This window comes from Xanthomonas sp. NCPPB 3218 (genome assembly GCF_056725185.1).
Genome location: NZ_CM161516.1, coordinates 1721555 through 1745017 on the forward strand (window position 1 = coordinate 1721555; position 23463 = coordinate 1745017).

28 protein-coding genes are annotated in these 23463 nt (G+C 65.7%); 11 read left to right on the top strand and 17 right to left on the bottom strand.

All coding sequences use genetic code 11. From position 1 onward, the window contains the following. Positions 1-17: 17 nt before the first annotated feature. On the top strand, positions 18-743 hold the full coding sequence (locus AC1PLS_RS07470; RefSeq protein ID WP_016902719.1) for a YiaD family glycine zipper/OmpA-like lipoprotein: 726 nt from the start codon (positions 18-20) through the stop codon (positions 741-743). A gap of 887 nt (positions 744-1630) precedes the next feature. Here the strand turns inward: AC1PLS_RS07470 and AC1PLS_RS07475 are convergent. Next, the gene (locus AC1PLS_RS07475; protein WP_054592674.1) at positions 1631-2665 is read right to left on the bottom strand and encodes an XC_2801 family transcriptional regulator; all 1035 of its coding nucleotides are present in this window, start codon (positions 2663-2665) and stop codon (positions 1631-1633) included. 130 nt (positions 2666-2795) lie between these two features. Between AC1PLS_RS07475 and AC1PLS_RS07480 the strand changes: the two genes are divergently transcribed. The 6 genes from AC1PLS_RS07480 to AC1PLS_RS07505 all read left to right on the top strand — a co-directional run bounded on the left by AC1PLS_RS07480 (position 2796) and on the right by AC1PLS_RS07505 (position 10449). Further along, positions 2796-3023, top strand: a complete 228-nt coding sequence (locus tag AC1PLS_RS07480) for a hypothetical protein (protein ID WP_104568704.1) — start codon at positions 2796-2798, stop codon at positions 3021-3023. After that, positions 3020-3793, top strand: coding sequence for an SDR family NAD(P)-dependent oxidoreductase (locus AC1PLS_RS07485; protein WP_434982530.1), 774 nt, complete (start codon positions 3020-3022; stop codon positions 3791-3793). Before AC1PLS_RS07480 ends, AC1PLS_RS07485 begins: the two co-directional genes overlap by 4 nt. Further along, complete coding sequence (locus tag AC1PLS_RS07490; RefSeq protein ID WP_184434073.1) at positions 3790-4980, top strand: efflux RND transporter periplasmic adaptor subunit; 1191 nt, start codon at positions 3790-3792, stop codon at positions 4978-4980. The genes AC1PLS_RS07485 and AC1PLS_RS07490 overlap by 4 nt, the downstream gene beginning before the upstream one ends. Before the next feature lie 105 nt (positions 4981-5085). Continuing rightward, a complete protein-coding gene (locus tag AC1PLS_RS07495) occupies positions 5086-8256 on the top strand; it encodes an efflux RND transporter permease subunit (RefSeq protein WP_054592673.1) in 3171 nt (1056 codons plus the stop codon). Positions 8257-8299: 43 nt separating this feature from the next. Next, positions 8300-9031, top strand: a complete 732-nt coding sequence (locus AC1PLS_RS07500; protein WP_016904913.1) for an SDR family oxidoreductase — start codon at positions 8300-8302, stop codon at positions 9029-9031. After that, entirely contained in the window at positions 9025-10449 is a 1425-nt protein-coding gene (locus tag AC1PLS_RS07505; protein ID WP_184434076.1) for an efflux transporter outer membrane subunit, read from the top strand. The genes AC1PLS_RS07500 and AC1PLS_RS07505 overlap by 7 nt, the downstream gene beginning before the upstream one ends. A gap of 136 nt (positions 10450-10585) precedes the next feature. Here AC1PLS_RS07505 and AC1PLS_RS07510 read toward each other — a convergent pair whose 3' ends face one another. Continuing rightward, a complete protein-coding gene (locus AC1PLS_RS07510; RefSeq protein WP_046342209.1) occupies positions 10586-11560 on the bottom strand; it encodes a GGDEF domain-containing protein in 975 nt (324 codons plus the stop codon). A 94-nt stretch (positions 11561-11654) separates the two neighbouring features. Between AC1PLS_RS07510 and AC1PLS_RS07515 the strand changes: the two genes are divergently transcribed. Then, positions 11655-11960, top strand: a complete 306-nt coding sequence (locus tag AC1PLS_RS07515) for a hypothetical protein (RefSeq protein WP_046342210.1) — start codon at positions 11655-11657, stop codon at positions 11958-11960. Positions 11961-12057: 97 nt separating this feature from the next. Here the strand turns inward: AC1PLS_RS07515 and AC1PLS_RS07520 are convergent, their stop codons facing one another. After that, a complete protein-coding gene (locus AC1PLS_RS07520; protein ID WP_046342211.1) occupies positions 12058-13755 on the bottom strand; it encodes a sensor domain-containing diguanylate cyclase in 1698 nt (565 codons plus the stop codon). A 155-nt stretch (positions 13756-13910) separates the two neighbouring features. Here AC1PLS_RS07520 and AC1PLS_RS07525 point away from each other — a divergent pair, with 155 nt between their 5' ends. Both AC1PLS_RS07525 and AC1PLS_RS07530 read left to right on the top strand, forming a co-directional pair. Continuing rightward, the gene (locus tag AC1PLS_RS07525) at positions 13911-14156 is read left to right on the top strand and encodes a hypothetical protein (protein WP_054592675.1); all 246 of its coding nucleotides are present in this window, start codon (positions 13911-13913) and stop codon (positions 14154-14156) included. 107 nt (positions 14157-14263) lie between these two features. Then, positions 14264-14434 carry a hypothetical protein gene (locus tag AC1PLS_RS07530; protein WP_167762803.1) on the top strand — a complete coding sequence of 57 codons (171 nt, stop codon included), beginning with the start codon at positions 14264-14266 and terminating at the stop codon, positions 14432-14434. 287 nt (positions 14435-14721) lie between these two features. Here AC1PLS_RS07530 and AC1PLS_RS07535 read toward each other — a convergent pair whose 3' ends face one another. From AC1PLS_RS07535 to AC1PLS_RS07550, 4 genes are all read right to left on the bottom strand, one after another. After that, the gene (locus AC1PLS_RS07535) at positions 14722-14931 is read right to left on the bottom strand and encodes a helix-turn-helix transcriptional regulator (protein WP_047130252.1); all 210 of its coding nucleotides are present in this window, start codon (positions 14929-14931) and stop codon (positions 14722-14724) included. Continuing rightward, positions 14928-15380, bottom strand: coding sequence for a J domain-containing protein (locus tag AC1PLS_RS07540; RefSeq protein WP_481104309.1), 453 nt, complete (start codon positions 15378-15380; stop codon positions 14928-14930). The genes AC1PLS_RS07535 and AC1PLS_RS07540 overlap by 4 nt, the downstream gene beginning before the upstream one ends. A 118-nt stretch (positions 15381-15498) precedes the next feature. After that, positions 15499-15978, bottom strand: a complete 480-nt coding sequence (locus AC1PLS_RS07545) for a hypothetical protein (protein ID WP_481104310.1) — start codon at positions 15976-15978, stop codon at positions 15499-15501. Between the two features lie 2 nt (positions 15979-15980). Beyond that, positions 15981-16157, bottom strand: coding sequence for a hypothetical protein (locus AC1PLS_RS07550; RefSeq protein WP_481104311.1), 177 nt, complete (start codon positions 16155-16157; stop codon positions 15981-15983). Between the two features lie 115 nt (positions 16158-16272). Between AC1PLS_RS07550 and AC1PLS_RS07555 the strand changes: the two genes are divergently transcribed. Further along, positions 16273-16608 (top strand): hypothetical protein, encoded by a 336-nt coding sequence (locus AC1PLS_RS07555; RefSeq protein ID WP_481104312.1) that lies wholly within the window; start codon positions 16273-16275, stop codon positions 16606-16608. Positions 16609-16658: 50 nt separating this feature from the next. Here AC1PLS_RS07555 and AC1PLS_RS07560 read toward each other — a convergent pair whose 3' ends face one another. Genes AC1PLS_RS07560 through AC1PLS_RS07605 form a run of 10 tightly spaced genes read right to left on the bottom strand, consistent with a single transcriptional unit; the run spans position 16659 to position 23065 of the window. After that, positions 16659-18632: a DNA cytosine methyltransferase gene (locus AC1PLS_RS07560; RefSeq protein WP_481104313.1), complete on the bottom strand. Its 1974-nt coding sequence runs from the start codon at positions 18630-18632 to the stop codon at positions 16659-16661. Between the two features lie 58 nt (positions 18633-18690). Continuing rightward, positions 18691-18861 carry a hypothetical protein gene (locus AC1PLS_RS07565; RefSeq protein WP_481104314.1) on the bottom strand — a complete coding sequence of 57 codons (171 nt, stop codon included), beginning with the start codon at positions 18859-18861 and terminating at the stop codon, positions 18691-18693. Next, on the bottom strand, positions 18861-19013 hold the full coding sequence (locus tag AC1PLS_RS07570; RefSeq protein ID WP_481104315.1) for a hypothetical protein: 153 nt from the start codon (positions 19011-19013) through the stop codon (positions 18861-18863). Before AC1PLS_RS07570 ends, AC1PLS_RS07565 begins: the two co-directional genes overlap by 1 nt. Then, positions 19010-19336 carry a hypothetical protein gene (locus tag AC1PLS_RS07575; protein ID WP_481104316.1) on the bottom strand — a complete coding sequence of 109 codons (327 nt, stop codon included), beginning with the start codon at positions 19334-19336 and terminating at the stop codon, positions 19010-19012. The genes AC1PLS_RS07570 and AC1PLS_RS07575 overlap by 4 nt, the downstream gene beginning before the upstream one ends. Further along, positions 19336-19593 carry a hypothetical protein gene (locus AC1PLS_RS07580; RefSeq protein ID WP_104600776.1) on the bottom strand — a complete coding sequence of 86 codons (258 nt, stop codon included), beginning with the start codon at positions 19591-19593 and terminating at the stop codon, positions 19336-19338. Before AC1PLS_RS07580 ends, AC1PLS_RS07575 begins: the two co-directional genes overlap by 1 nt. Beyond that, entirely contained in the window at positions 19590-19787 is a 198-nt protein-coding gene (locus AC1PLS_RS07585) for a hypothetical protein (protein WP_481104317.1), read from the bottom strand. The genes AC1PLS_RS07580 and AC1PLS_RS07585 overlap by 4 nt, the downstream gene beginning before the upstream one ends. Beyond that, on the bottom strand, positions 19784-19957 hold the full coding sequence (locus AC1PLS_RS07590) for a hypothetical protein (protein ID WP_481104318.1): 174 nt from the start codon (positions 19955-19957) through the stop codon (positions 19784-19786). The genes AC1PLS_RS07585 and AC1PLS_RS07590 overlap by 4 nt, the downstream gene beginning before the upstream one ends. Positions 19958-20010: 53 nt before the next feature. Further along, complete coding sequence (locus tag AC1PLS_RS07595) at positions 20011-21801, bottom strand: lambda-exonuclease family protein (RefSeq protein ID WP_481104319.1); 1791 nt, start codon at positions 21799-21801, stop codon at positions 20011-20013. Between the two features lie 2 nt (positions 21802-21803). Continuing rightward, on the bottom strand, positions 21804-22217 hold the full coding sequence (locus AC1PLS_RS07600; RefSeq protein ID WP_481104320.1) for a hypothetical protein: 414 nt from the start codon (positions 22215-22217) through the stop codon (positions 21804-21806). A 2-nt stretch (positions 22218-22219) separates the two neighbouring features. Continuing rightward, positions 22220-23065, bottom strand: coding sequence for a recombinase family protein (locus tag AC1PLS_RS07605; protein WP_481104321.1), 846 nt, complete (start codon positions 23063-23065; stop codon positions 22220-22222). Positions 23066-23463 lie beyond the last annotated feature (398 nt).

A 23463-nucleotide genomic window follows, 5' to 3' on the forward strand; every position in this document is an offset into this window, starting at 1 on the left:
GGCCACAGGAGAACACCATGTCCCCAGCAGCCACCAAGAGCCTTGCCGTTGCCCTGGCCAGCGCCATTGCGTTGTCCGCCTGCGCCACCGGCGGCTCGTATGTGCAGCGCGACCAGTACGGCGAGCAGACCCAACAGCAGAACCGCACCGGCCGCAACGCGCTGATCGGCACCGCGATCGGCGTGGCCGCTGGTCTGCTGACCGGCGACAGCGCCACCGAGCGTCGTCAGCATGCGATGGTCGGCGCCGGCATCGGCGCGCTCAGTGGCGCGGCGGTTGGCCAGTACCAGGATCGCCAGGAGCGCGCACTGCGTGAGCGCACCGCCAACACCGGCATCGAAGTGCAGCGCCAGGGCGACAACATCACCCTGAACCTGCCCGACGGCATTACCTTCGACTTCGGCAAGTCTGCGTTGAAGCCGCAGTTCTACAGCGCGCTCAATGGCGTGGCGTCCACACTGCGCGAGTACAACCAGACCATGGTGGAAGTGGTCGGTCACACCGACAGCGTCGGCAGCGACGCGGTCAACCAGCGTCTGTCCGAAGAACGCGCCGGCGCGGTCGCGCAATATCTGACCGCACAAGGCGTGCAGCGTGAGCGCATGGAAACCATGGGCGCCGGCAAGCGTTACCCGATCGCCGACAACAGCACCGATGCCGGCCGCGCACAGAACCGCCGCGTCGAAATCCGCCTGATCCCGCTGCGCTCGGAGGGTGCCGGGAACAACACGGGCATGCGTTGAGTCTGCCGCACTGAATCGTGGCGAGTCGATTGACGAGCCGCGATGGGTAAGCAAGACAGGCCGCGAAAGCGGCCTGTTTTTTTGCGCTGCGAATTTTCTGATCAGGCGCATCAGGTGCAAAGCTGCCGATCTGAGGGTTTTCTGCAGGGTCCTTGCCCGCCCACCCTCGCGGGACACGCCGCAAGTACGTCCGTGTAGGCTCTTACGCGGCATCCATGCCGCGTAAGGTCCCGCGACGGTGGGCGGGCAAGGACCTGTCGGGATGGTCGGTGTGCGTGGTTGCAAGCAAGGCAAGCCGTAGGTTGCTCGGAGCACTAAGTGTTCGATCAACCTCTCGCCATTTTCCCGTCGCAAACCGAGCAACAAACGGACTTTCAACACGCAAGCTACAAACGTCGCATCTGCTATCGCAAGCCGAGCAACACTCTTTAAAAAAGCAGCCGACCAACTCTCTGGTGCGGTGTCCTTGCCGGTTGCGGGACCCTCGGCGGCATGGATGCCGCCGAGGAGCCTCCATGGACGGATTCACGGCGTGTCCCGCAAGCGGTGAGGGCACCGCGCACTCGACCGACTGATCTTTTGACTTGCAGCTGGACGTTATCGCTAGGCATTGACCAACGCAGCTTCGGATCTCCAGACCACGCTAAAGCGCGCGCGCGGTTGCTTCAAGATTGCATCGGTCGACAGCGGTCATGGTGATTCGCGGCGACAAGCAGTACCTGCGCCGGATGGAACCGACACCCCTGCAGAAATTCGGGATTCGGGATTCGGGATTTGTAGCAGCCGGGACGTTTTCGCTTGTACGGGCAACGTCTCCCCATCGCCCTTCGGGCACCTTGTCCTGAGGGGGACGAGGGTGCCCCGTTAGGCGACTATTCGAGTGCGAACTACGCCGTGACGTTTTCCAGGATGCGCTTGCCTTCTGCACGCAGTTCCGCGTCTGCGCCGACCTCGATCTTTGCATCGTTGTCGGCCTTTTGCGCGGCCAGACGCGCGGGGCACTGCGCCATCATGTAGTCCGCGTCGAAGTTCATCCGCGTCACCAGGAAATCCACGAAGGCGCGCACTTTCGGCGAGACCAGGCGGCCGCCGGCGAACACCGCGTTGAAGTCCACCTCCGGCCCGGTCCAACCCGCGAGCACCCGGCGCACCAGACCCGATTGCACGAAGGGCTTGGCCATCACATCGCCGGTCAACAGCAAGCCTTCGCCGCATAGCACCGCGCCATTGAGCGCAGCCGGATCGTTGGCCACCATCAACGGATTGACCGGGAAATCGCGCACATCGCTGCCGTCGCTGAGCGACCAGAAAAAGCGGTTGTTGTGCACGTTGCGGTTCTTGCGCAGCGCCAGCGTGCGATGGAACTGCAGCTCGTCCGGATGCAGCGGCTCGCCATAGCGCTCGATGTAGGACGGGCTGGCGAAGACCTGCGTGCGCAGGCTGCCGAGCTTGCGCGCCACCAGATTGGAATCGGGCAGCGCGCCGACGCGCAGTGCCAGATCGGCTTCGCCGCCGATCAGGTCCAGCTTCTCGTTGCCCAGATGCATGTCCAGCTGGATTTCCGGGTATTGCGCATGGAACTCGCCCAGCAACGGCGCGATCCAGGTGATGCCCAGCGAGTAGGGCACGGTGAAGCGCAGCCAGCCGCGCGGACCGGACTGCAATTGCCCGACGGCGCTCTCGGCTTCTTCCAGTTCGCGTGCGATGCGCTGGCAATGTTCGTGATAGACCGAGCCGGCTTCGGTCAGGCCGATGCGGCGCGTGGTCCGGTGCAGCAGGCGGGCACCCAGGCGGGTTTCCAGTTCCTGCACCTTGCGGCTGACGGTGGTCTTGGGCAGGCCGAGCGCGTTGGCGGCGGCGATGAAGCTGCCTTGTTCGACCACCTTGACGAAGATCAGGGTGTCGTTGAGATCGTGAGTCATGGGGACTGCCTTCCGGGGGTCAGGAGGGATTAGACCGCTTACGGGACGATTATTCCCCTAAATCCGGACTAATCAAGTGCTGGTTTGGGGCCTAACTTATGCGGCATCCCCTCCATGCAGGAGCACGGCCATGTGGTTGTGCAATGTTTTCGGCTTGTCGTCGACATCGCGTAGCGCCATCGAAGGTGCCTTCGATCCAGTGATTTCCACGGCGAGAAGCCCGCGTACCGGCGTTTCGCGCGCTTTTTCGGCATCGCCCCGGCGTCAGGCCGGCGGCGCTCCGACACAGCGGACTGGACTGTCGGCGCGTCTGGCGCAGCGCGGAATTGTCCCGATGTCGGGAGTGAAAGTCCCATGACCGGGATGGTCCAATCCGAGACGGCCGTCATCGGCGGCGCGGGCAATGTCGGCGCCGGTATCGTCGCCGCCTTGCTCGATGCCCGGATGCCGGTGCTGGTGATTGGACGCGACGCCGCCAAGCTCGACGCGCTGCGCGCGCAGCATGGCAATACACCGCTGCTGGAAACCTTGCAGGGCTCGGTCGCCGACGACGCTTCGGCGCAGGCGCTGGCCGGCGAACTGGCCCAGCGCCCGCGTCCGCTGGCGGCGGTGATCGCCAGCGTGGGCAGCCCGCTCAAGGCCGGCCGCCTGCTGGACCGCCCGGTCACTGCGCTGCGTCGCCGCATCGAGCGCGATGTGCTGCCGCACCTGGCGGCCGCGCGGCATCTGCTGCCGCTGCTGGCCGAGGCCGAGGGCGGTGGCCGCTACCTGTTGCTGGGCAGCCCCTGCGCGCTGCGGGCCTGGGCCGCGCATGGCGATACTTCGATCGCCGCTGCCGCCACCCGCATGCTCGCCCAGGTCCTGCACGAGGAAGCCAAGCCGCTCGGCGTCCGCGTGCACCTGCTGTCGGTCGAGCAGCCGGTGTGTACGCCGGGCCGTGCCAAGGACGCGTGTCCGGAATGGATCCGCGCCGTGGATGTCGGCCGTGCCGCAGTTTCACTGATCGCCGGGCCTGGCCAGCCCGGGCAAGCCATCGTGACCGTCAGCCGTCGCCTGCACGCCGCTCCTTCGGCCGACCGGCTCGCCGGTCTGCATTTTTCCATCCCCACCCGAGAGATTTCCCCATGACCCCGAACGCCACCCCGTTCCGTTTTCCCTTGCGTACTGTATTGACGGGCGCCGTACTCGCGGTTGTGCTGGCCGGTTGCGGCAGCAAGGCTGCCGAGACCGGCGCGCCGCCGCCGCCCAGCGTCAGCGTCGCCCCGGTGTTGCTGAAGGAGATCAGCCAGTGGGACGAATTCAGCGGCCGCATCGAGCCGGTGGAAAGCGTCGAGCTGCGTCCGCGCGTGTCCGGCTACATCGACAAGGTCAACTACGTCGAAGGCGCCGAAGTGAAGAAGGGCGATGTGCTCTTCAGCATCGACGACCGCAGCTACCGTGCCGAATTCGCGCGCGCCAACGCGGCGCTGGTGCGTGCACGCACGCAGTCCACGCTGGCCCGCAGCGAAGCGGCACGCGCCCGCAAATTGTCGGACCAGCAGGCCATTTCGACCGAGACCTGGGAGCAGCGCCGCGCTGCCGCCGATCAGGCCGAGGCCGATCTGCTGGCCGCGCAGGCCGCGCTGGATACCGCCAAGCTCAACCTGGACTGGACCCGCGTGCGTGCGCCGATCGATGGCCGCGCCGGGCGTGCGATGGTCACCGCCGGCAATCTGGTCACCGCCAGCGACAGCGCCAGCGTGCTGACCACGCTGGTGTCGCTGGACAAGGTGTTCGTGTACTTCGATGCCGACGAAGGCACCTTCCTGCGTTATTCGCAGATGGCCCGCAACGGCGAGCGTCCGGATGCGCGCGGCGGCGAGTTGCCGGTGCGCATCGGCCTGGTCGGCGAACAGGGCTTCCCGCACACCGGGCGCGTGGATTTCCTGGATAACCAGGTGACCCGCAGCACCGGCACCATCCGCGTGCGCGCGGTGCTGGACAACGCGCAGCGCCAGTTCACGCCAGGCCTGTATGCACACGTGCAGTTGCTGGGCAGCGGCCAGTTCAAGGCCATGCTGGTCGACGAAAAGGCCGTGCTGACCGATCAGGACCGCAAGTACGTGTACGTGGTCGACAAGGACGGCAAGGCGCAACGGCGCGACATCGAGCTGGGCCGCAATGCCGATGGCCTGCGCATCGTGCGCAAGGGACTGGCCGCCGGCGACAGAGTGGTGGTCGATGGCGTGCAGAAGATCTTCATGCCTGGCATGCCGGTCGATGCCAAGACCGTGGCCATGGCCGCCGCACCGGACAAGCGCACCGCCTCGAACTGATTCATCGCTGCATCGCGTCCGTGACCACCGGCCTTGAAACAAGGCCGGTTCGGGGCCGCTGTGCCGCGCCGCCACCCGGCGGCAACCTCTTTCAGGACCACCCCAATGGACTTTTCCCGTTTTTTCATCGACCGGCCGATCTTTGCCGCGGTGCTGTCGATCATCATCTTCGCTGCCGGCCTGATCGCCATGCCGCTGCTGCCCATCAGCGAGTACCCGGAAGTGGTACCGCCGAGCGTGCAGGTGCGTGCGGTGTATCCTGGCGCCAACCCCAAGGTCATCGCCGAGACCGTCGCCACGCCGCTTGAGGAAGCCATCAACGGCGTGGAAGACATGATGTACATGAAGTCGGTCGCCGGCTCCGATGGCGTGCTGGTGGTCACCGTGACCTTCAAGCCGGGCACCGATCCGGACCAGGCGCAGGTGCAGGTGCAGAACCGCGTCAGTCAGGCGCAGGCGCGTCTGCCCGAGGACGTACGGCGCCAGGGCGTGACCACGCAGAAGCAGTCGCCGACGCTGACCATGGTCGTGCATCTGACCTCGCCCAAGGGCAAGTACGACTCGCTGTACCTGAGCAACTACGCCACCTTGAAGGTCAAGGACGAACTGTCGCGCCTGCCGGGCGTGGGCCAGATCCAGATCTTCGGTGCCGGCGATTACGCCATGCGCATCTGGCTGGATCCGGACAAGGTCGCCGCGCGCGGGCTGACCGCCAGCGACGTTGTGGCGGCCATCCGCGAGCAGAACGTGCAGGTTTCCGCCGGCCAGCTCGGTGCCGAGCCGATGCCCAACAAGAGCGACTTCTTGCTGTCGATCAATGCGCAGGGCCGCCTGACCACCGAAGAAGAATTCGGCAACATCGTGATCCGCAGCGGCAACAGCGGCGAGATCGTGCGGCTGTCGGATGTGGCGCGTCTGGAACTGGGCGCGGGCAACTACACCTTGCGCTCGCAGCTGGACAACAAGAACGCGGTGGGCATGGGCGTGTTCCAGTCGCCGGGTGCCAACGCAATCGAATTGTCCGATGCGGTGCGCGCCAAGATGGCCGAGCTGGAAAAGCAGTTCCCGCAGGACATGGCGTGGTCGGCTGCGTACGACCCGACCGTGTTCGTGCGCGACTCGATCAGCGCGGTGGTGCACACGCTGCTGGAAGCGGTGCTGCTGGTGGTGCTGGTGGTGATCCTGTTCCTGCAGACCTGGCGCGCCTCGATCATTCCGTTGCTGGCAGTGCCGGTGTCGGTGGTCGGTACGTTCGCCGCGCTCTACCTGCTGGGTTTTTCGATCAACACGCTGAGCCTGTTCGGCCTGGTGCTGGCGATCGGCATCGTGGTCGACGATGCGATCGTGGTGGTGGAAAACGTCGAGCGCAACATCGAAGAAGGGCTGGCCCCGTTGGCTGCTGCGCATCAGGCGATGCGCGAAGTGTCCGGGCCGATCATCGCCATCGCGCTGGTACTGTGCGCGGTGTTCGTGCCGATGGCGTTCCTGTCGGGCGTGACCGGCCAGTTCTACAAGCAGTTCGCGGTGACCATCGCCATTTCCACGGTGATTTCGGCGATCAATTCGCTGACCCTGTCGCCGGCACTGGCCGCCATGCTGCTCAAGCCGCATGACGCACCGAAGGACGGCCCGTCGCGGTTGATCGATCGCTTGTTCGGCTGGTTGTTCCGTCCGTTCAATCGCTTCTTCAACAGCAGTTCGCACAAGTACCAGGGCGCGGTCTCGCGCACCCTGGGCAAGCGTGGCGCGGTGTTCGCGGTGTATGTGCTGCTGCTGGTGGTCACCGGCTTCATGTTCAAGGTGGTGCCGGGCGGCTTCATTCCGACCCAGGACAAGCTGTACCTGATTGCCGGTACCAAGTTGCCGGAAGGCGCCTCGCTGGAACGCACCAACGAAGTGATCCGTCAGATCACCCAGATCGCGCTGCAGACCGAAGGCGTGGACCACGCGATTGCGTTCCCGGGCCTGAACCCGCTGCAGTTCACCAACACGCCCAATACCGGCACGGTGTTCCTGACGCTCAAGCCGTTCAGCCAGCGCAGCCGCACTGCGGCGCAGATCAATGCGGAGATAAACGCCCGCATCAGCCAGATCCAGCAGGGTTTTGCGTTTGCGTTCATGCCGCCGCCGATCCTGGGCCTGGGGCAGGGCTCGGGCTACTCGCTGTACATCCAGGATCGCGCCGGTCTGGGCTATGGCCAGTTGCAGAGTGCGGTCAATGCGATGTCCGGTGCGATCTCGCAGACGCCGGGCATGCAGTTCCCGATCGGCACGTATCAGGCCAATGTGCCGCAGCTCGACGCCAAGGTCGATCGCGACAAGGCCAAGGCGCAGGGCGTGCCGCTGACCAACCTGTTCGACACCTTGCAGACCTATCTGGGTTCGTCCTACATCAACGACTTCAATCGCTTCGGTCGCACCTATCAGGTGATCGCCCAGGCCGACGGACAGTTCCGCGACAGCGTCGAAGACATCGCCAACCTGCGCACCCGCAACGATCGCGGGCAGATGGTGCCGATCGGCAGCATGGTCACGCTGGGCCAGACCTACGGCCCGGATCCGGTGATCCGCTACAACGGCTACCCGGCGGCCGACCTGATCGGTGAAGCGGATCCGCGCGTGCTCTCCTCCACCCAGGCGATGCAGACGCTGGCCGGCATGGCGCCGAAGGTGTTGCCCAACGGCATGAACATCGAGTGGACCGACCTGAGCTATCAGCAATCCACCCAGGGCAACTCGGCGTTGATCGTGTTCCCGATGGCGGTGTTGCTGGCGTTCCTGGTGCTGGCTGCGTTGTACGAAAGCTGGACGCTGCCGCTGGCGGTGATCCTGATCGTTCCGATGACCTTGCTGTCGGCATTGTTCGGCGTGTGGCTCACCGGCGGCGACAACAACGTGTTCGTGCAGGTGGGGTTGGTGGTGCTGATGGGCCTGGCGTGCAAGAACGCGATCCTGATCGTGGAGTTCGCCCGAGAACTCGAAATGCACGGCAAGGGCATCGTCGAGGCCGCGCTCGAAGCCTGCCGCCTGCGTCTGCGTCCGATCGTGATGACCTCCATCGCCTTCATCGCCGGCACCGTGCCGCTGGTGTTCGGGCATGGCGCCGGCGCCGAAGTGCGCTCGGTCACCGGTATCACCGTGTTCGCCGGCATGCTCGGTGTGACCTTGTTCGGCCTGTTCCTGACCCCGGTGTTCTACGTGGCGCTGCGCAAGTGGGTCACCCGTCGCGAACCCGCTGCACCGGCCACCGTCGCGCACGATCACGTCAAGGCGTGAGTGCGTCGTCCCCAATTCCCATTCGCAGTACAAGGACATTGAAATGAGCAACCACAAGATCGCATTGGTCACCGGCGCCACCCGCGGCATCGGCCTGGAAACCGTTCGGCAACTGGCCCAGGCCGGCGTGCATACGCTGCTGGCCGGGCGCAAGCGCGACGATGCCGTCGCCGCCGCACTCAAGCTGCAGGCCGAAGGCCTGCCGGTGGAGGCCATCCAGCTCGACGTCAACGACGACATCAGCATCGCTGCGGCAGTCGGCACGGTGGAGCAGCGCCATGGCCACCTGGACATCCTGATCAACAACGCCGGCATCATGATCGAGGACATGCAGCGCACGCCGTCGCAGCAGAGCCTGGAGGTGTGGAAGCGCACCTTCGACACCAACCTGTTCGCGGTCGTCAGCGTCACCAAGGCGTTCCTGCCGCTGCTGCGTCGCTCGCTGGCCGGGCGCATCGTCAATGTGTCCAGCATGCTCGGCTCGCTGACCCTGCATACCCAGCCCGGTTCGCCGATCTACGACTTCAAGATTCCCGCCTACGACGCCTCCAAGAGCGCGGTCAACAGCTGGACGGTGCACCTGGCCCATGAGCTGCGCGACACCGCCATCAAGGTCAACACCGTGCATCCGGGCTACGTCAAAACCGACATGAACGGTGGCGGCGGCGAGATCGAGGTGGAGCAGGGCGCGCACAGCAGCGTGCAAATGGCATTGCTCGACGCGCACGGCGCCACCGGCAGCTTTACGCATCTGGGAGAAGTGTTGCCATGGTAAGAACCTTTCTGAGCGTGGCACTGGCTGCGCTGGTGCTCAGCGGCTGTGCGGTGGGGCCGGATTACCGGCCCGACCCGCCGGCCGCGGTGACCTTGCAGGGCGCGCAGGATGCGGCCTTCAGCGGCGAATCGCCGGTCGGTAACTGGTGGTCGCAGTTCGACGACCCGGTGCTGGAACAACTGGTGCGCGATGCCTTGTTCGCCAACCACGATCTGCGCATCGCCGTGTCGCGCGTCAAGCAGGCACGCGCGGTGTTCGTCGAGCGTCGCCTCGACCAGGCCCCGCACATCACCGCGCAGGGCAGCTTCGATCGACGCGAACAGCAGCAGGTGGTTGCCGGCAACCAGCGCTTCCTCACCGAGCAGACCAACCTGGGCCTGGATGCGGCCTGGGAGCTGGACCTGTTCGGCCGCCAGCGGCGCGCCTCGGAAGCGGCGCGTGCGGATCTGGAAGCCGAGCAGGCCGGTCTGCTCGACGTGCAGGTCACCGTCGCTGCCGAAGTGGCGCGCAACTACTTCGAGTTGCGCGGTACGCAAAAGCAGCTGGAGGTGTCCAAGCGCACGCTGACCAATCTGCACGACACCCAGCGGCTGACGCAGACGCGTTGGGACCTGGGCGCCGGCAGCGAACTGGATGTGCAGAGCAGCCTGGCGCGCCTGAAGGCGATCGAGGCGGACATTCCGTTGCTGGAAACCGCCGAGGCGCAGTACCGCCATCGCCTGGCGGTGCTGCTCGGCCAGCCGCCCAATGCCCTGGACGCCACCCTGGTAGCGCGCACCACGCCCGCGTTCGCACGTGCGTTGCCCTTGGGCGATACCGCCGGATTGCTGCGTCAGCGCCCGGACGTGCGCAGCGCCGAACGTCGCCTGGCCGCGGCCACCGCGCAGGTCGGCGTGGCCACCGCGGATCTGTTCCCGCGCATCAGCGTCAGCGGCTTTGTCGGCTTCCTGTCCGGCGACGCGGCCAGGCTGACCGAGGGCAGCGGCAAGGCCTGGTCGATCACCCCGTCGATCAGCTGGGCGGCATTCGACTTCGGCACCGTGCGTGCCCGCCTGCGTGCCAGCAAGGCGCAGGCCGACGGTGCCTTGGCCCAATACCAGCAGACCGTGTTGCTGGCGCTGGAAGACACCGAGAACGCCTTGATCGGCTACGGCCGCCAGCAGGCGCGCCTGGCGATCGTGGTGGAGCAGGCCAATGCGGCGCGGCGTGCCGAGCAACTGGCGCAGATCCGCTACCGCGAGGGCTCGGAAGACTTCCTGACCCTGCTGGACGCGCAACGCACCCAGCTGGCCGCCGACGATGCGTTGGCGCAGGCCGAGGCCGCGGTGAATGTCGGCGTGGTCGGTGTGTACAAGGCGCTGGGCGGCTGGAAGCAGGGCGAAGCACCTGCGGCACCGGTGGCCGTGCTCAATCGGTGAGGCAGGCCTGCAGGGCGACCGTCAGGTCGCCCTGCAGGCACCCGGCTGCGCCAACGCCTCGTCGGCCGATACGGCGGCTGGATTCCGGGCGACGGTCGGCACGCCTGCCGACCAGCTGATCACACGAGGGCTGCGCTCAGTCGGCCACGCGCACGCTGTCGCGGCCGCCGTTCTTGGCCAGATACAGCGCTGCATCGGCACGCGAAAACCAGTCCTGCCAATGCGTTTCGCCGTCATGGCGGGCCGCGCCCAGCGACACCGTGATCCGCCCGCCGGGGCCACGCAGCCCGTTGCGGATCACCTTGCGCAGGCGTTCGGTGGCCGCTTCCAGTTCCTGCAGGGAGCCGGCACGCAACAGCACCACGAATTCTTCGCCGCCGAAGCGGAACACCTGGTGTGGCTCGCGCACTTCGAAGCGCAGGATGGTGGCCAGATCCGACAACGCGGCGTCGCCTGCGGCGTGCCCGTAGAGATCATTGACCTCCTTGAAATGGTCCAGATCCAGAATGATCAGGCTGTTGAGCCGTTCATGCGGCTGGCGTCGGTCGATCTGATGGGTGAGCGCACGCTCGAGCATGCGCCGGTTGGGCAGGCCGGTCAGCGCATCCAGCGAGGCCAGCTCTTCCAGATGCACGCGGTCATCCTGCATGCGCAGCGAGAACGCATACCCCACCGCCAGCGTCACCAGCGTCACCACGACCGTCGACACGCCCTGGCCCGGGCTGACGATCAGGCCCGGCAACAGCAGCAGCGCCGCCAGCAGCGGCAGGCTCAGCAGCACGGCGCGTTGCGGGCCGCACAGGAAGTAATTGGTGGCCAGCACCGGAAACAGCCAGGGCAGGGCGCCATCGCCGCCGGTCCAGCAGGCCACCAGACAGCCGCCCACATTGATCGAGGCCAGCCACACGCCGCCAGCGCCGGTGCGCTCTGCATCGCGCATCTTCCAGCCACGCCATATCGCAAGCACACCGAGCGATGCGGTGATCAGGCAGGCCAGCGCCTGACCGGTAATGGCCAGGTACACCGCATAGAGGCAAAGCAACAGCGCGGTGATCGGCCCCAGCATCTTGACGATGCCGAGACGGAAATCCCGCCGCAGGTGGAGGATCACAGGGAAGGTTCTATAGGAGTCGGCATCATTATCGGCGGAGCCTTGCGAAAGTTGAGCGTGCACGCGCCGCGGCAGCGGGTCGGAAAATGAAGCGTTGCCGGGTCGGGCTTCGCACATCCTTGACGGCCGTGCCGCAACCGTAGCGTCTTTGCCGTCGGAGTCTGCCATGCCCACACGCGAAGAACTCGACATGCGCCTGGACGCGCTGCAGGACGAACTGCCGCAGCTATCGGCCGATGAAGACGCGGATTTCGACTATCTCGATTTTCAGGCGCGCGCCCAGGCCGTGCTCAGCAGTGCCGCGGCCGAGGACGCGGCCTATGTGCGGACCCGCGTCGACAACATGCTGGCGGGTGCCGGCCTGATTCCAACCGATGCGGATGGGCGCAGTTGCGCTTGATGCCCGCTGTGCGCGGTCAGTGCAATGCCTGCATTGCGGGCGCGCGTGGCGCGTCGGTATGCCCGCAGACGCAGGTCCAATCTGATAACGGCATGTCTCAGCCTGCGGCTGCGGTGCCCGCACTCACTACCTGATTGCGTCCGGCCTGCTTGGCGCGGTACAGCGCCTCGTCCGCGCGACGCAGCAACTGCGCCATATTGCCCGCATGTTGGGGAAAGCTGGCCGCACCGAACGAGGCGCTGACCTTCGGCAACGACACGCCATCGGCCATCACCTGCAGCGTTTCGATGCCGGCACGCAGCTTCTCGGCCATCCTGCAGGCGGTCGCCAGATCCACTTCCGGCAGGATGATCGTCAACTCCTCGCCGCCATAGCGGCAGCAGATGTCTTCGCCGCGCGTCTGCGCCAGCAGGAATTCGCCGATCGCCGCCAGCACGCGGTCGCCGCCGCTGTGGCCGTGCAGATCGTTGAACTGCTTGAAGTGGTCCACGTCCAGCATCAGCACCGACAAAGGGAGGGCCCGCCGCGTGCAGCGCGCAAGTTCGTGATTGAGCGCTTCTTCGAGATAACGGCGGTTGTACAGACCGGTCAACGGATCGCGAATGGATTGCTGGCGCAGCGTCTCGCGCAGGCGCAGGTTGTGCAACGCCAGCGACAATTGTTCGGCTGCGGCCTCGGCCACGGTCAACGAGGCCAGATCGCGCGGATCCTCGCTGCGTAGCGCCAGCATCCCCAGTTGCGTGCCTTGAGCCGATAGCGGGATGCAGGCGGTGCTCGCATGCGCCGGAAGATTGGCGCCGATGTGTTGGCAGAGCATGCCCTGGCTGGCGTCTTCCACCACATGCGTGCGGTCGCGGCGCAAGGCCCAGCACGTGTCCGGGGCGATGCTGGCGCTGTCGTCGTCGGCCATCGTGCCCCAGGCCACCACCTGTTCGGCACGATCGCGCGAGGCGCGCAGCAAATAGACCGCGCCGGCCGCGCCCGGGATCAGCGGGGCGATCGTGCGGGCGGTGATTTCCAGCGCTTCCTCGGCATTGCGGCAGTTCTGCAGCAGGCCCGAGTAACGTGCCAGCGCCTCCAGCCCGGCCGACGTGCGTTCGAGCGTGGCGAACGATTCGATCAGGCGTTCGCTGGTCGTGCTGGCCGCGTCTTCGGCGAGCACGCGCCGTTCCAGTTCGCGCGACAGCAACCGGTAGGCCAGCAACATCACCAGCAAGCCGCTGAAAATCCCGACCACCGTCACCCACAGCACCCACTGCGCGCTGCGCGCATTGGTGTCGGTACGCTTCACCAGTTGCTGGCGCTCCAATTCCGTCATGGTCTGCACCTGGCGGCGCAGCGACGACGAGGTCTGGAACACGCCGCGTGCGATCGAGGCGCGCGCGCCATCCAGGCCCTGCTTGCGATAGCTGTGCAACAGGTCATTGATCTGGACCAGGCGCATGTCCACCAGGCGTCCGAGCGCCACGACGTTGCGCCGCTGCACCGGGTTGTCCTGCACCAGGGCATCCAGCCGCACGATGCGCTCGGGAAGCCGCCCGATCGCATCGGCGTACACCCCGAGAAACGCTTCGTTGTCGGTCAGGACATAGCCACGCACCGACGACTCTGCCGACAGCATCCCGGCCTGGATCTCGTCGATGCTGGCGATCACTTCCTGCGTATGCGTCACCCAGCCGGCATCGGCCAGCGAGCGCTGCGTGGTGAAATAACCGCCCACGCCGATCAGGACGAAGATCACCCCGCCAAGCAACAAGGCGCCGGCGGCGTGACGTTTTGCGTTCCTGGTTAACACCGTGTTCCCCTGACATCGATTGTCTGGTTGAGGCTGATGCAAGTCGCGTGCCCATGCTCCACTTCGCTTGCCAGTCAGCTGCGGGACGGGCTTGAGGTCGCTCCGGCGCCGGCACGACGGTATCCTTCATGTTCGTCACCGAGCCGGGCAACAGAGTGGTCATTTTCCTTGGTAGCTATCGATTGACCTGTCGCGCTGCCCAGGGCGATGGCCCCAGCCGCGGCTGGGTCGCCGACTGGCAGATCGCCCAGATTGGGGCCAGCGCCGGCGACCTGGCGGGCAGCGCCCTGTCTGCCACGTTTCCCGACCACCGCAGCGCCATGGCCGCCGCCCGGGTTGCCGGCATGGTGACGCTGGAAGCGATGCATGCCGAAGCGCAGCGGCAGCTCGAGTCCGCGTAAGCGGCATGCGTGCCCGGTCGCATCGACCACGCCGGCACCGCACCAGCTGGCATACGGTTTGCTTCCAGCCCTGAACAACGCTGGGGAGCGTCTTGGACGGAAGCGACATGCAAGAGCCCAACAAAAGTGCCCTGGCCCTGCTGCAGCAGGAAGCCACCGAACTGCTCGCGCTATTCGACCAACTGCGTGGCGATGCAGTGCCGGCGCATGACGCGGACAGCGTCGTCGCAACCGCATCCATCGAATGCACCGAACAGACCGCCCACGTCACTAATTGACTCAGCAGGTAAGCCTGCAGTCGGCTGCGATGCACGGGCTGTCGGGCAGCAACCGGCGCGGCATCCTGTCAGAGCTGTCTCGCTGCCGATCGTGCGTCTCCAGGACATGGTGTCGTCCATGAAAAAGGCCGGAAGCCCTCTGCATCGAGGAGTCCCGGCCTTAGTCGGTCGTCTTAGGACCGTTGTTTGGTGGAGGTGGGCTCTACGTCCGATTAATCGTAAGGCATTGAATGGAAAGGCGTTGGCCTATCCAATGGGGGCCAGATGCCCCCACAGATACCCCCAGCTCAAGCGGCTTTGTCCCGCTGGGCGATTTGCTGGTTGATCCAGTCGGCGACCTCGGACTCCACCCATACCGACGATGTGCCCAGGTGTAGGGGCTGGGGAAAGGTCTTATCCCGGATGCGGCTGTAGAGGGTGGACTTCGACATGCCGACGCGCTCAAGCACGTCGCGCAGCCGGAGCAGCCGCTGGGTGGCGGTCGGGGTGTTGCTCATCGTTTGGTCTCCTGTTGGTATGCCTGCCAGGCGGACTGCACCCGCTGGAAGGTATCGGCGTTGCCGCGATTGTCGGGATGGTGCTGCGAACGCAGCCGTCGGTAGCTGCCCTCCGGGTCGGCCGGGTCAAGAACATCGCGCCAGGACAGCGCAACCGGCGCGGGCAGGGCAGCGAAGCCGGTGAATGCCCGCTCCATCATGTCGGAACTGCCCCAGCGCTCGATGCCGCGAATAGCACCGATCGTCAGGGTGATGGCGCGCAGATTGGCCTCGCGCTTGGCGAACTTGTCGCAGGCCAGAACCATCTCCACACCCTTGCGGGTGAAGTAGACGGCGATGCCCTCGTCATCGTTGCGCGGCTGCTGGCTGTACGGCATGCCGTCCTGGCGCAGCTTGAGGTTGCTGCTGACGATGATGTTGCGCGCGCCGAGCCGGGCAAGCTCGTCCACCAGGTCGCGGAATGCGCGGTCGGTGGTCTGCGCCTTGAACGGACTGTGTGCGCGGAGGTGGCCGGGCGTGCGCGGCCAGCCTGCTGGCCAGGTCAGCGGATAGCGTTGGTCGGGGCGCTCAGCCATTGCAGCCTCCCAACACGCCGCGCTCGGCACTGCGCAGTGCTCGCGCCAACTTTGGCGCCCACCAGGCCGGCTTGCCGATGATGGTGCCAGCGGGCATCTCACGCTCAAGCCATTGCACGAACAGCTCCGGCACGCCATTCGCCGCTGCCGGCTGGGGGTGGGTGGCGAGCGCGCGGCGAAGGTTGGTCAGCGGAGTTTGCAGTTCGCTCGCCGCGTGCTTGTTGTAGTAGAAGCAACCGTCGTCCCACTGCCCATTTTTCTCGACGGCATCGGCGAGCGCCGCTGCTTCGCGCAGCACGTCCACCGGCACAGCAGCAGGCGCGGCCAACTGCTGCAGCATCTCTGCCCAATTGCGGATGGCGACCGGTGCGTGCCCCTGGGTGACCTCGCACGTGTCCGCCACTCCCGCGTAATTGAGCATCGAGGCAATGATTTCGGGCAGGCGGATCGATTCTGTGGTGGCAGTGTTCATGGTTATTCGGTCTCCGTGTTCGCCAAGGCGGCGCGCATCTGGTCGGCGCTGCCCTGGCAGGTGTTGATGAGGTCTGCGCACATCGCGCGCAGAGCGTGGTTCTCGGCGGTGACCCGCTCGATGTGGTCGGCGGCCATGGCCAGCTGCTGCCGGAGCAGATCTTTGGGGGGCTGACGCATGCGGCGCGGAGGCTTGGGGAAGAGGTCATTAGCCATGTCTGGCTGAGCCTGGCAGGCAATTGCGAACGTCCAAAATGTGGCAGGATCGACGCACAACGATCAGAAGGATTTTCGAATGCCAATCGGTACCGTTGCCCATACACATTTGCCGTACTGCCTGCAAAAAACTAAGGACGGCAAATGGCTTGCCCTGAATCGAAATTACAAACCGCTTGGGATGGTGAGTAAGGATGAATGGGTGGACTACGACACTCATCCCTCGAGGCAGTCGATTCCAGCAGCCACCATCGCCGCTCTGAAGCGCCGCGCCAGCAGCATCATTGATGACGCACCGGATGACCCTGGGCTCTTCTTCTTTTACGACGACGGAACAATTCCGACGGATGGTGCGGCGAACTGGAAGCGATACTGTGAAACGCTTTCGATCTGGGCAAATGCCACAGCCAGATGACCTGTTCGTGCTCAGCAGTCGGCGGGCAAGCATGAGGTAAAGGAATGCAGTCATGCCGCTACCTTCATCGGTAGCGGCGTCGCGTCGAGGTTTGCCTGCGCCAGCGCGACCAGCGGCGGCGGGCTGACCGAGTTGCCGCACATGCGCACTGCGGCGCTGGTGCTGATCGCCCGGCCGTCGGCGGTGTGCGTGATTCGGTAGGTGGCGGGGAAGCCCTGCGCGCGGAACAGCTCGTGCGGCTTGAGCATGCGCAGGCCGATATCGACGATGACGTAGGGCGTGCCCTGGATCACCACCGTGACTAGTGCCATGCGATCGCGTGTGGTCGCGGTATCCAGCGGCTCGCGCAGATCCACGCCAATGCCGGTGCCGTAGTACTTCACCAGGAACGCGGCAACCTGCAGCGCACCGGCCTGCTGCTCGGCGCTCAGCGTGCACTCGATCATCCCGTGGTGCACGGTGCTGGCGCACACGGTGCCCAGCGGCTCGTCGGCTGCCTGCCCGTGGGTGTTGTTGCGCAGCGTCACCACGTGCGTGGTAGCGAGCTGCTGCTGGCTGCCGGTCGCGGTGATGGTGCTCATCGGGTCGCGTGCATCACGGCCGCCGCCTTCGTAGAAGCCGCCGTTCGCCTGTTCCAGGAAAGCCGTCATCACGCCTTGGCCTCCGCCGCTCGCAACGATGGTGCCGATCGGACCCTGGATATCGTTGATGCCGTGGCTAAAGCGCTTGCCGGGCGTCGCGCCCTCGCCATGGCCCATCTGCACCAGGCAGGGAGCCACCAGCGCGGTGTCCGCCTTCGTGGTCATCGTGTAAAGCGGTTCGGCACCTGAGCGCGGTTCGGACTGGCCGGCGCGGCCGCCGACACCGGCGAGGATCGGCGCCACTGCCGAGAAATGGCCGCCCTTCACCCCGGCGCAGATGGTGCGCAGCGGTTCGTCGGCGCGCATGCTGCCGATGGTGTGGCTGCTGTTCGCATGCTCAGCGATGAAGGGCGCCAGCTCCGGCGCAACCAGCATTAGCTCGCCGCGGTTCGCGGCCGTGATCGTCGGCAGCGGCGCCCGCACGTCATTGACCCGGTCCGAGCCCTGGTGCGTGGCCGGGACGATGAAGGGGTCGGCCGACTGCAGCACGTGGCGCATGACGCCCTTGGCGATGCGGCGCAGCGTGGCGTCAGCGAGCGGCCGCTTACGGGTAAAGATGGACGGGCAGGGCAGGGAGAAGTCCAAGCAATCGGCGGCGCGCACGCGCGGCAGCTGGCCGGGAGCGGTGCCATGTGTCGGCGCCGGCCACACGATCGGCTCGCCATCGCGGCGCGCGATCAGGAACAGTCGCTCGCGGCTGGTGCCGGCGCCGTAGTCGCTGGCGGTCAGCTTGCGCCACTCAACGCGGTAGCCCTTCGACTCCAGCGCAGCCACGAACTGACGCCAGGTGCGGCCGCTATGCCGCTTGTCCGGCACCAACTGCTGATTCGCCACCGGCACGCGCTCGCCACGTGCCGCCACAGTGCCGTCCATCTTCAGGACGCGGCCGGTCACCTTGCAGCGCTTGGCCACCAGCGGACCCCAGGTCAGGATCTGCCACACGTTTTCCAGCGACAGGATGCGCGGTGCGGTGTTCGTGCCGTCGCGCAAGTCGGCGCGTAGCAGCTGGCCGATCCACTTCAGCGCGACCCATGAGAGCGCCCGCGTTTTGTGGCTGCGCGGCTGGCCGCCCTTGGCCTGGCTGAAGTGCGTGCAGTCCGGCGAGGCATGGAACCAGCCGATTGGCCGGCCGGCGACGTCCTTGCGCGGGTCGGCGTGCCAGATATCCTCGCGATGGTGGATCGTCAGCGGATGGTTGGCCGCGTGCATGCCGATTGCCCACTCGTCGTGGTTGTAGGCCAGCGCGGGGTCAATACCCAGCGCCTGCTTCAGCGCCTCGCTGGCACCGCCGCCGCCGGCGAACAGGTCGACCACGATCTCGCCCGGGCGCAGGCACGAGACCTGCGGCACTGGGAAGTTGAAAGAGTGCGAGCCGTCAGCCATTTGCAGATTCCTTTTTCAAGGCGTGCGCGACGTGGCGCGCATAGGTGGACACGGCCCGTCAATAGGCAGCCATCGGACCTTTCCGCTTGCGCCAAGCCTTCTCGGCCTCGGTGTTGGCCTGGTCGCGCAGCTCACGCATGAGCGATTCCAGTGCGGCCCGCTCAGCAGAGGGGAGCGCGCGGAGCGCCCGCCCGGCTGGAAGATTCAGCAGGGGATTGAGGTAACCCATTAGCCGCGAGCCTCCCGCTGCGCTTCGTCGCGCAGTTCCTGCAGGGCCGGCACGTGCGTCAGCCGCACCAGCTCGTCGGTCTTGCCGGCCTCGCGGGCACGGGCCAGCGCCCATTCCAGAGCAGCGAGGCGGTCATTCGGATGCATGGTCATGCGGTTTGCTCCAGGAGGTCAGCGACCGCCTTGCCGCGCCGCCGTGTGGCTGCGTGGTGGTGGCGGTCGTAGTGCAGATGGCAGCGCTGGCACCACGCGCGCAGGTTTTCGTCGTCGCAGTGCTCGGGGACGTGGTCAAGGTGGCCGATGGTGAGCACGACTCGGCTGCCCGTTTCCGGATGCGGCTGGTGGTTGGCCGCCCTGCAGTTCGGGTGATCCGGTGATCCTTCGCAGCAGTTGCCAGCGCGCTTGAGGATGCGAGGCCGGATCTCCGTCTTCCAATTGGTTGGGTAGCGGGGGCGGTTCTCGGGCAGGATCGGCATTACGCAGTAACTCCCATTGCGGCCAGGTCGATCTCGTCCACGCGGTCGCGCAGCTTCCGGCGCGCGTTGCGCAGGCGCTGCGCTATGTAGGCGCGCGGTTCGGCGTAGGTGAATTGCAGCGAGGACATGTGCAGTGCGCCGCGGTGATCGCGGCGGAACAGCTGCCACGTCACGACGGTGCCGTTGTCATTGGGCGTGCGGCCCCAGCACAGGCCGCGTTTGCGCTTCGGCGCGCGGCGGGTCAGGTGCTTGCTCATTTGGCCGCCGATGCCGCTATGCGCGGCTTCCAGTGCGTGGGCGTGTAGTAGACGTACATGCCGCCATCCGGGAAGCACCAGAGGTTTCCTCTACGCTTCAGCAGCTGCTCGTTACGAACTCCGTACTGATCATCGATCTTGGTGTGGACCACTTCGCCGTCGGGCGCACTTTCGATGGTTTGCCAAGTCCTCATGCCGCGTTCCTCAGCAGGTGAGTGCGCTGCACCGGGCCATGCCACAGCGCAGCGACGTTGTTGAGCCGGATCTGCTCGGGATCACGGCGGATCGGTGCGAGCCTGGTCTGCGCCCGCTTGATGTCGTTCCGGCAGAGCACGCAGACGTTGAGCACGCGCCCGTTCTGCACCGGAAAATCCGAATCGCTGAGCGACCTTTTACAGCTGGAGCAGACGCGCAACATCAGGCGGCCTGCTGGTAGCGGTTGGCGGCCGCACGGGCGAACACCTGCTGCATGGCGCTGAACATGGCCGGCAACTGGGCCGCGTCGTACAGCTTCGAGGCGCGCTCGATGGTCACCGGCTGGAAGCCGAGCTGCGCCAGGCCATCGGCGGTGATCGTCAGCGGTGCGATCTTTGCGTTGATGTCGCCGAGCTTGATGCGCACTACTTGAGCCGGTGCCGGCGCGGCCAAGGACTTGACCGCTTGAGCGAGGGCAGGGGAGAGGTCAGCAGGAGCCGCAGCCACCGGTGCCGGTGCCGGTGACGACACTACGGCCGGGGCGGGAGCAGCAGCTGCGGGCGCCGGCGCAGCAGCAGCGACCCGTGCTTCCTCGGCTTGGTCATAGGCGCGGCGCTGTGCAGCCGCGTGCTCCTGGTGCTCGCGCGCCAGCTTGTCCGCCTCCTCCTGACGGATCTTCTCGCGCTGCGCTTCCATGCGCTGCTCGTCGACACGCTTCTGCTCCGTGATGCGCGCGGTGATCAGGTTGCGCAGATCCTCCGGTGACTTCGTGGCGCACAGCTGCACGCGGTCATGGAACAGGCCGGCGAACGTGCCCATTTCCATTTCCAGCACGCGCACGTTCGCGCGCACGCGCTCGGCCTGCTGGCTGGCGGCGATCTTGGCGTTTGCGGCAGCGGTGCCGACGGCATCCTGCATGCTGCTGATCGACTTCTTGCCTTTGATCACCGCGCCGATGTCGGCCTGCAGCGAAGCCGGTACCGTCAGCGCATGCGCATCGAGACCGGCATTGATAGATGCGTAGTGATCCCGCACCGCCTGCACGCCGTTGGCGACGATCTGGGTGCGGCGGTTGTCCTTCTCGACCTTGACCAGCTTGTCCAGCTCCAGGCGGACGCGGCGCGCTTCGGCGGCGACGTCATCCATGGTCCGGAACACCGCGTCGATGTCGGCGGTCTGGCCGAGGATCTGCTGCTTTGTCGCCTCCAGTCGCTCCTCGACGCCCTTGCACCACTTCACCGTCTGCTCGGCGTCGGCGAAGTCCTCATCCGTCTGCAGATCGCGGTTGATGCGCGAAAGCACAGACATAGCCGAGCCGCGGAAGTCGGCCAGATTGGAGGCCGTGACCATGCCGGTCACCGCGATGTGCAGCGCAGGTAGATGCTGGGGAGCGCGGCCGACGGCAGGCGCAATGGCCGGCTTGTCTTCGTAGGAGCAGACGTCCCGCTCGAACTGCTCCCAACCGGCCACGATGCGCTGGCGCAACTCGAGGTTTGGCACGTACCAGCAGTGGCGTTCTTCGACCAGGTTGCCGTCGGCGTCCCATTCCGACGCCATGAACAGCACCCGCTCGCCCCCGGATACCGCCAGCTGCTGTTCCATCTGGATCTGGTGGTAGATCGGCAGGTCGGCGCCGGTGCAACCTTCGGTCATGCAAGCGCGCAGCGTGGCATTCAACATCTTGTGCTCGAAGAGCGCGTCGCCCAGCAGCGTGAGTCCGTCAAACGACGCGGATAGCTTCCCATCCACGCCGACGCACGGATACAGGTCTTCGCCAACAATCGCCTCTGCCAGCGGTCGCGCGAGCGCCTCGAAGCGATGGCCATCATCGAAGATCTGCTGCAGGAACCAGCTGATTTCCGATTCAACGCCGGTCGCGCGAACCTTGAGAAGCTCGCTGCGGGTGACGGACGGGAACTCGCCCAGCATCACCGGCGCCTCGCTGGCGTTTAGGTGGGTAGCACGGTGGGCATGCCATTCCGGCGTGCCCTGGATCAGGTTGACGGTCTTCATGCTCAACGCTCCTTCGGGGCTTCGATGGCCACGTTCACGCTCCACTTGGACGTGAGGCTGCTAATAAGGCTGTCCACCAGCACCTGCGCTATCGCCGTGTGCTTGGTCTTCAGTTGCTTCTCAATGGCTTCCTTGATCTTCGGGCGCATGCCCTCAGCCATCTGCCCTACAACGTCGCGCGCGATCTCCTGGATCTTGTTGCGAGCGATGACCTCGACCAACTGGTGCGTGTTGTAGGACGAGTAGGAGTCGACCTTGCCCTCGGAATTGACCTTCTGAGAGAGCGCTTGCTGCACAGCCATCTCAACGAGCTTTGCACCGTCGCCGAGCGCGGCCGTTATTGCGGTGCTGATCGCCTGCTTTATGTACGGCTCAAGCACACTGTTCGGAATCGGGAATTGCATGTTCTCTGCCATGTTCAGCGCTCCACTGCGGTCTGGGTGATGCCGCCGGCAGCGGCAGCGACGTCGCTCTGCGCCTCACCCTCATCGGTCGGCGGGTTACGGATTTCGTCAAGCTGCTCGGCGGTGAACGTCGCCTTCGTCTGCAGCATCGCGATGAGGTCATCGGCGGTCTTCTTGCCGCTGGCGACGATGTTCCACCACTTAGGCAGGTTCGCGGCGAAGTCCGTTTCCGAGTAGGCGGGCAGCTGCTTTTCGGCCTGGCCCTCGATCGCGGCCCGGCTATGCTCAGCAGCCACTGCGCCTGCCTGCGGGATGTCCATGATTTCCTCGGCAATCGCCATGCCGCGCAGCACGTCAGTGAACACGTCACGGAGCGCGAACGCGCGGGCGCGCATCTGGCGCATACGCTTCGGGTATTGAGTCCAAGGGCCTTGCTTGCCGACCAGGCCAGCCTTCTTGGCGTCCTCCATGCTGAAGGTCACCAGAGCTTCCTTCTCGCCCTTCCGCTTCACCTTGCAGTGCGCCGTCTCGTTGACGTCCCATTCCTCCACGAACTCGCACACCGGCGAGTTCCGAACCAGCGCAAGCACCGCATCCCCCCAGAGCGCCGCGCGGCCGTTGATGACAGCGATGTTCTGCAGCGCCTGGAGTGGCTTCAAACCCAGCTCCGCACCCCACTGCATCGCGATCAGGCAATTCGCCGGCTTGCCTTTGAAGTCCTTCGGCACGAGGTCACTTTCTGCGAGGTAATCGGCAAAGGTCAGCGCCTGCTCGAACGTCTGCGGGCTGAGGTCAAACTGCTGGCGCGGCTGGGCGATCTGCGTGCCCTGCTGCTGTGGAATCGTGGCGACTGCGTTCATGGGCGGTCCTTGGGTGGAAGATGTGCCGGCAAGGGCGCCGCCGGCTGGCGATGAATTTGGGTGTCCCGTATCGCCGGGACCACGCGGGCCTTTGCCTACCTAGACAAACCACGGACTCGAACCGCACCTCGTCGCTACCAAGCCGTCGGCCAACCATCCGGAATCGAACCGGCACTTACTGGGTGGAGGGGCCGGAGCTGATCCCGGCATCAGGGCCATGTACGTTCCGCACGTGCTCGGAGTTGCCCCACACGCTTTGCGCATCAGCCTGCGCATTCCCTCCATTGCGGAGCGGCCTGGTCTTCGATACGCAAGACATGGACGCTCGTTGATCGCAAGCCGCTCCGCGATGGATAGGTGCCCCGTATCGCCGGGGCCACGCGCGGCTCTCGCCTCCC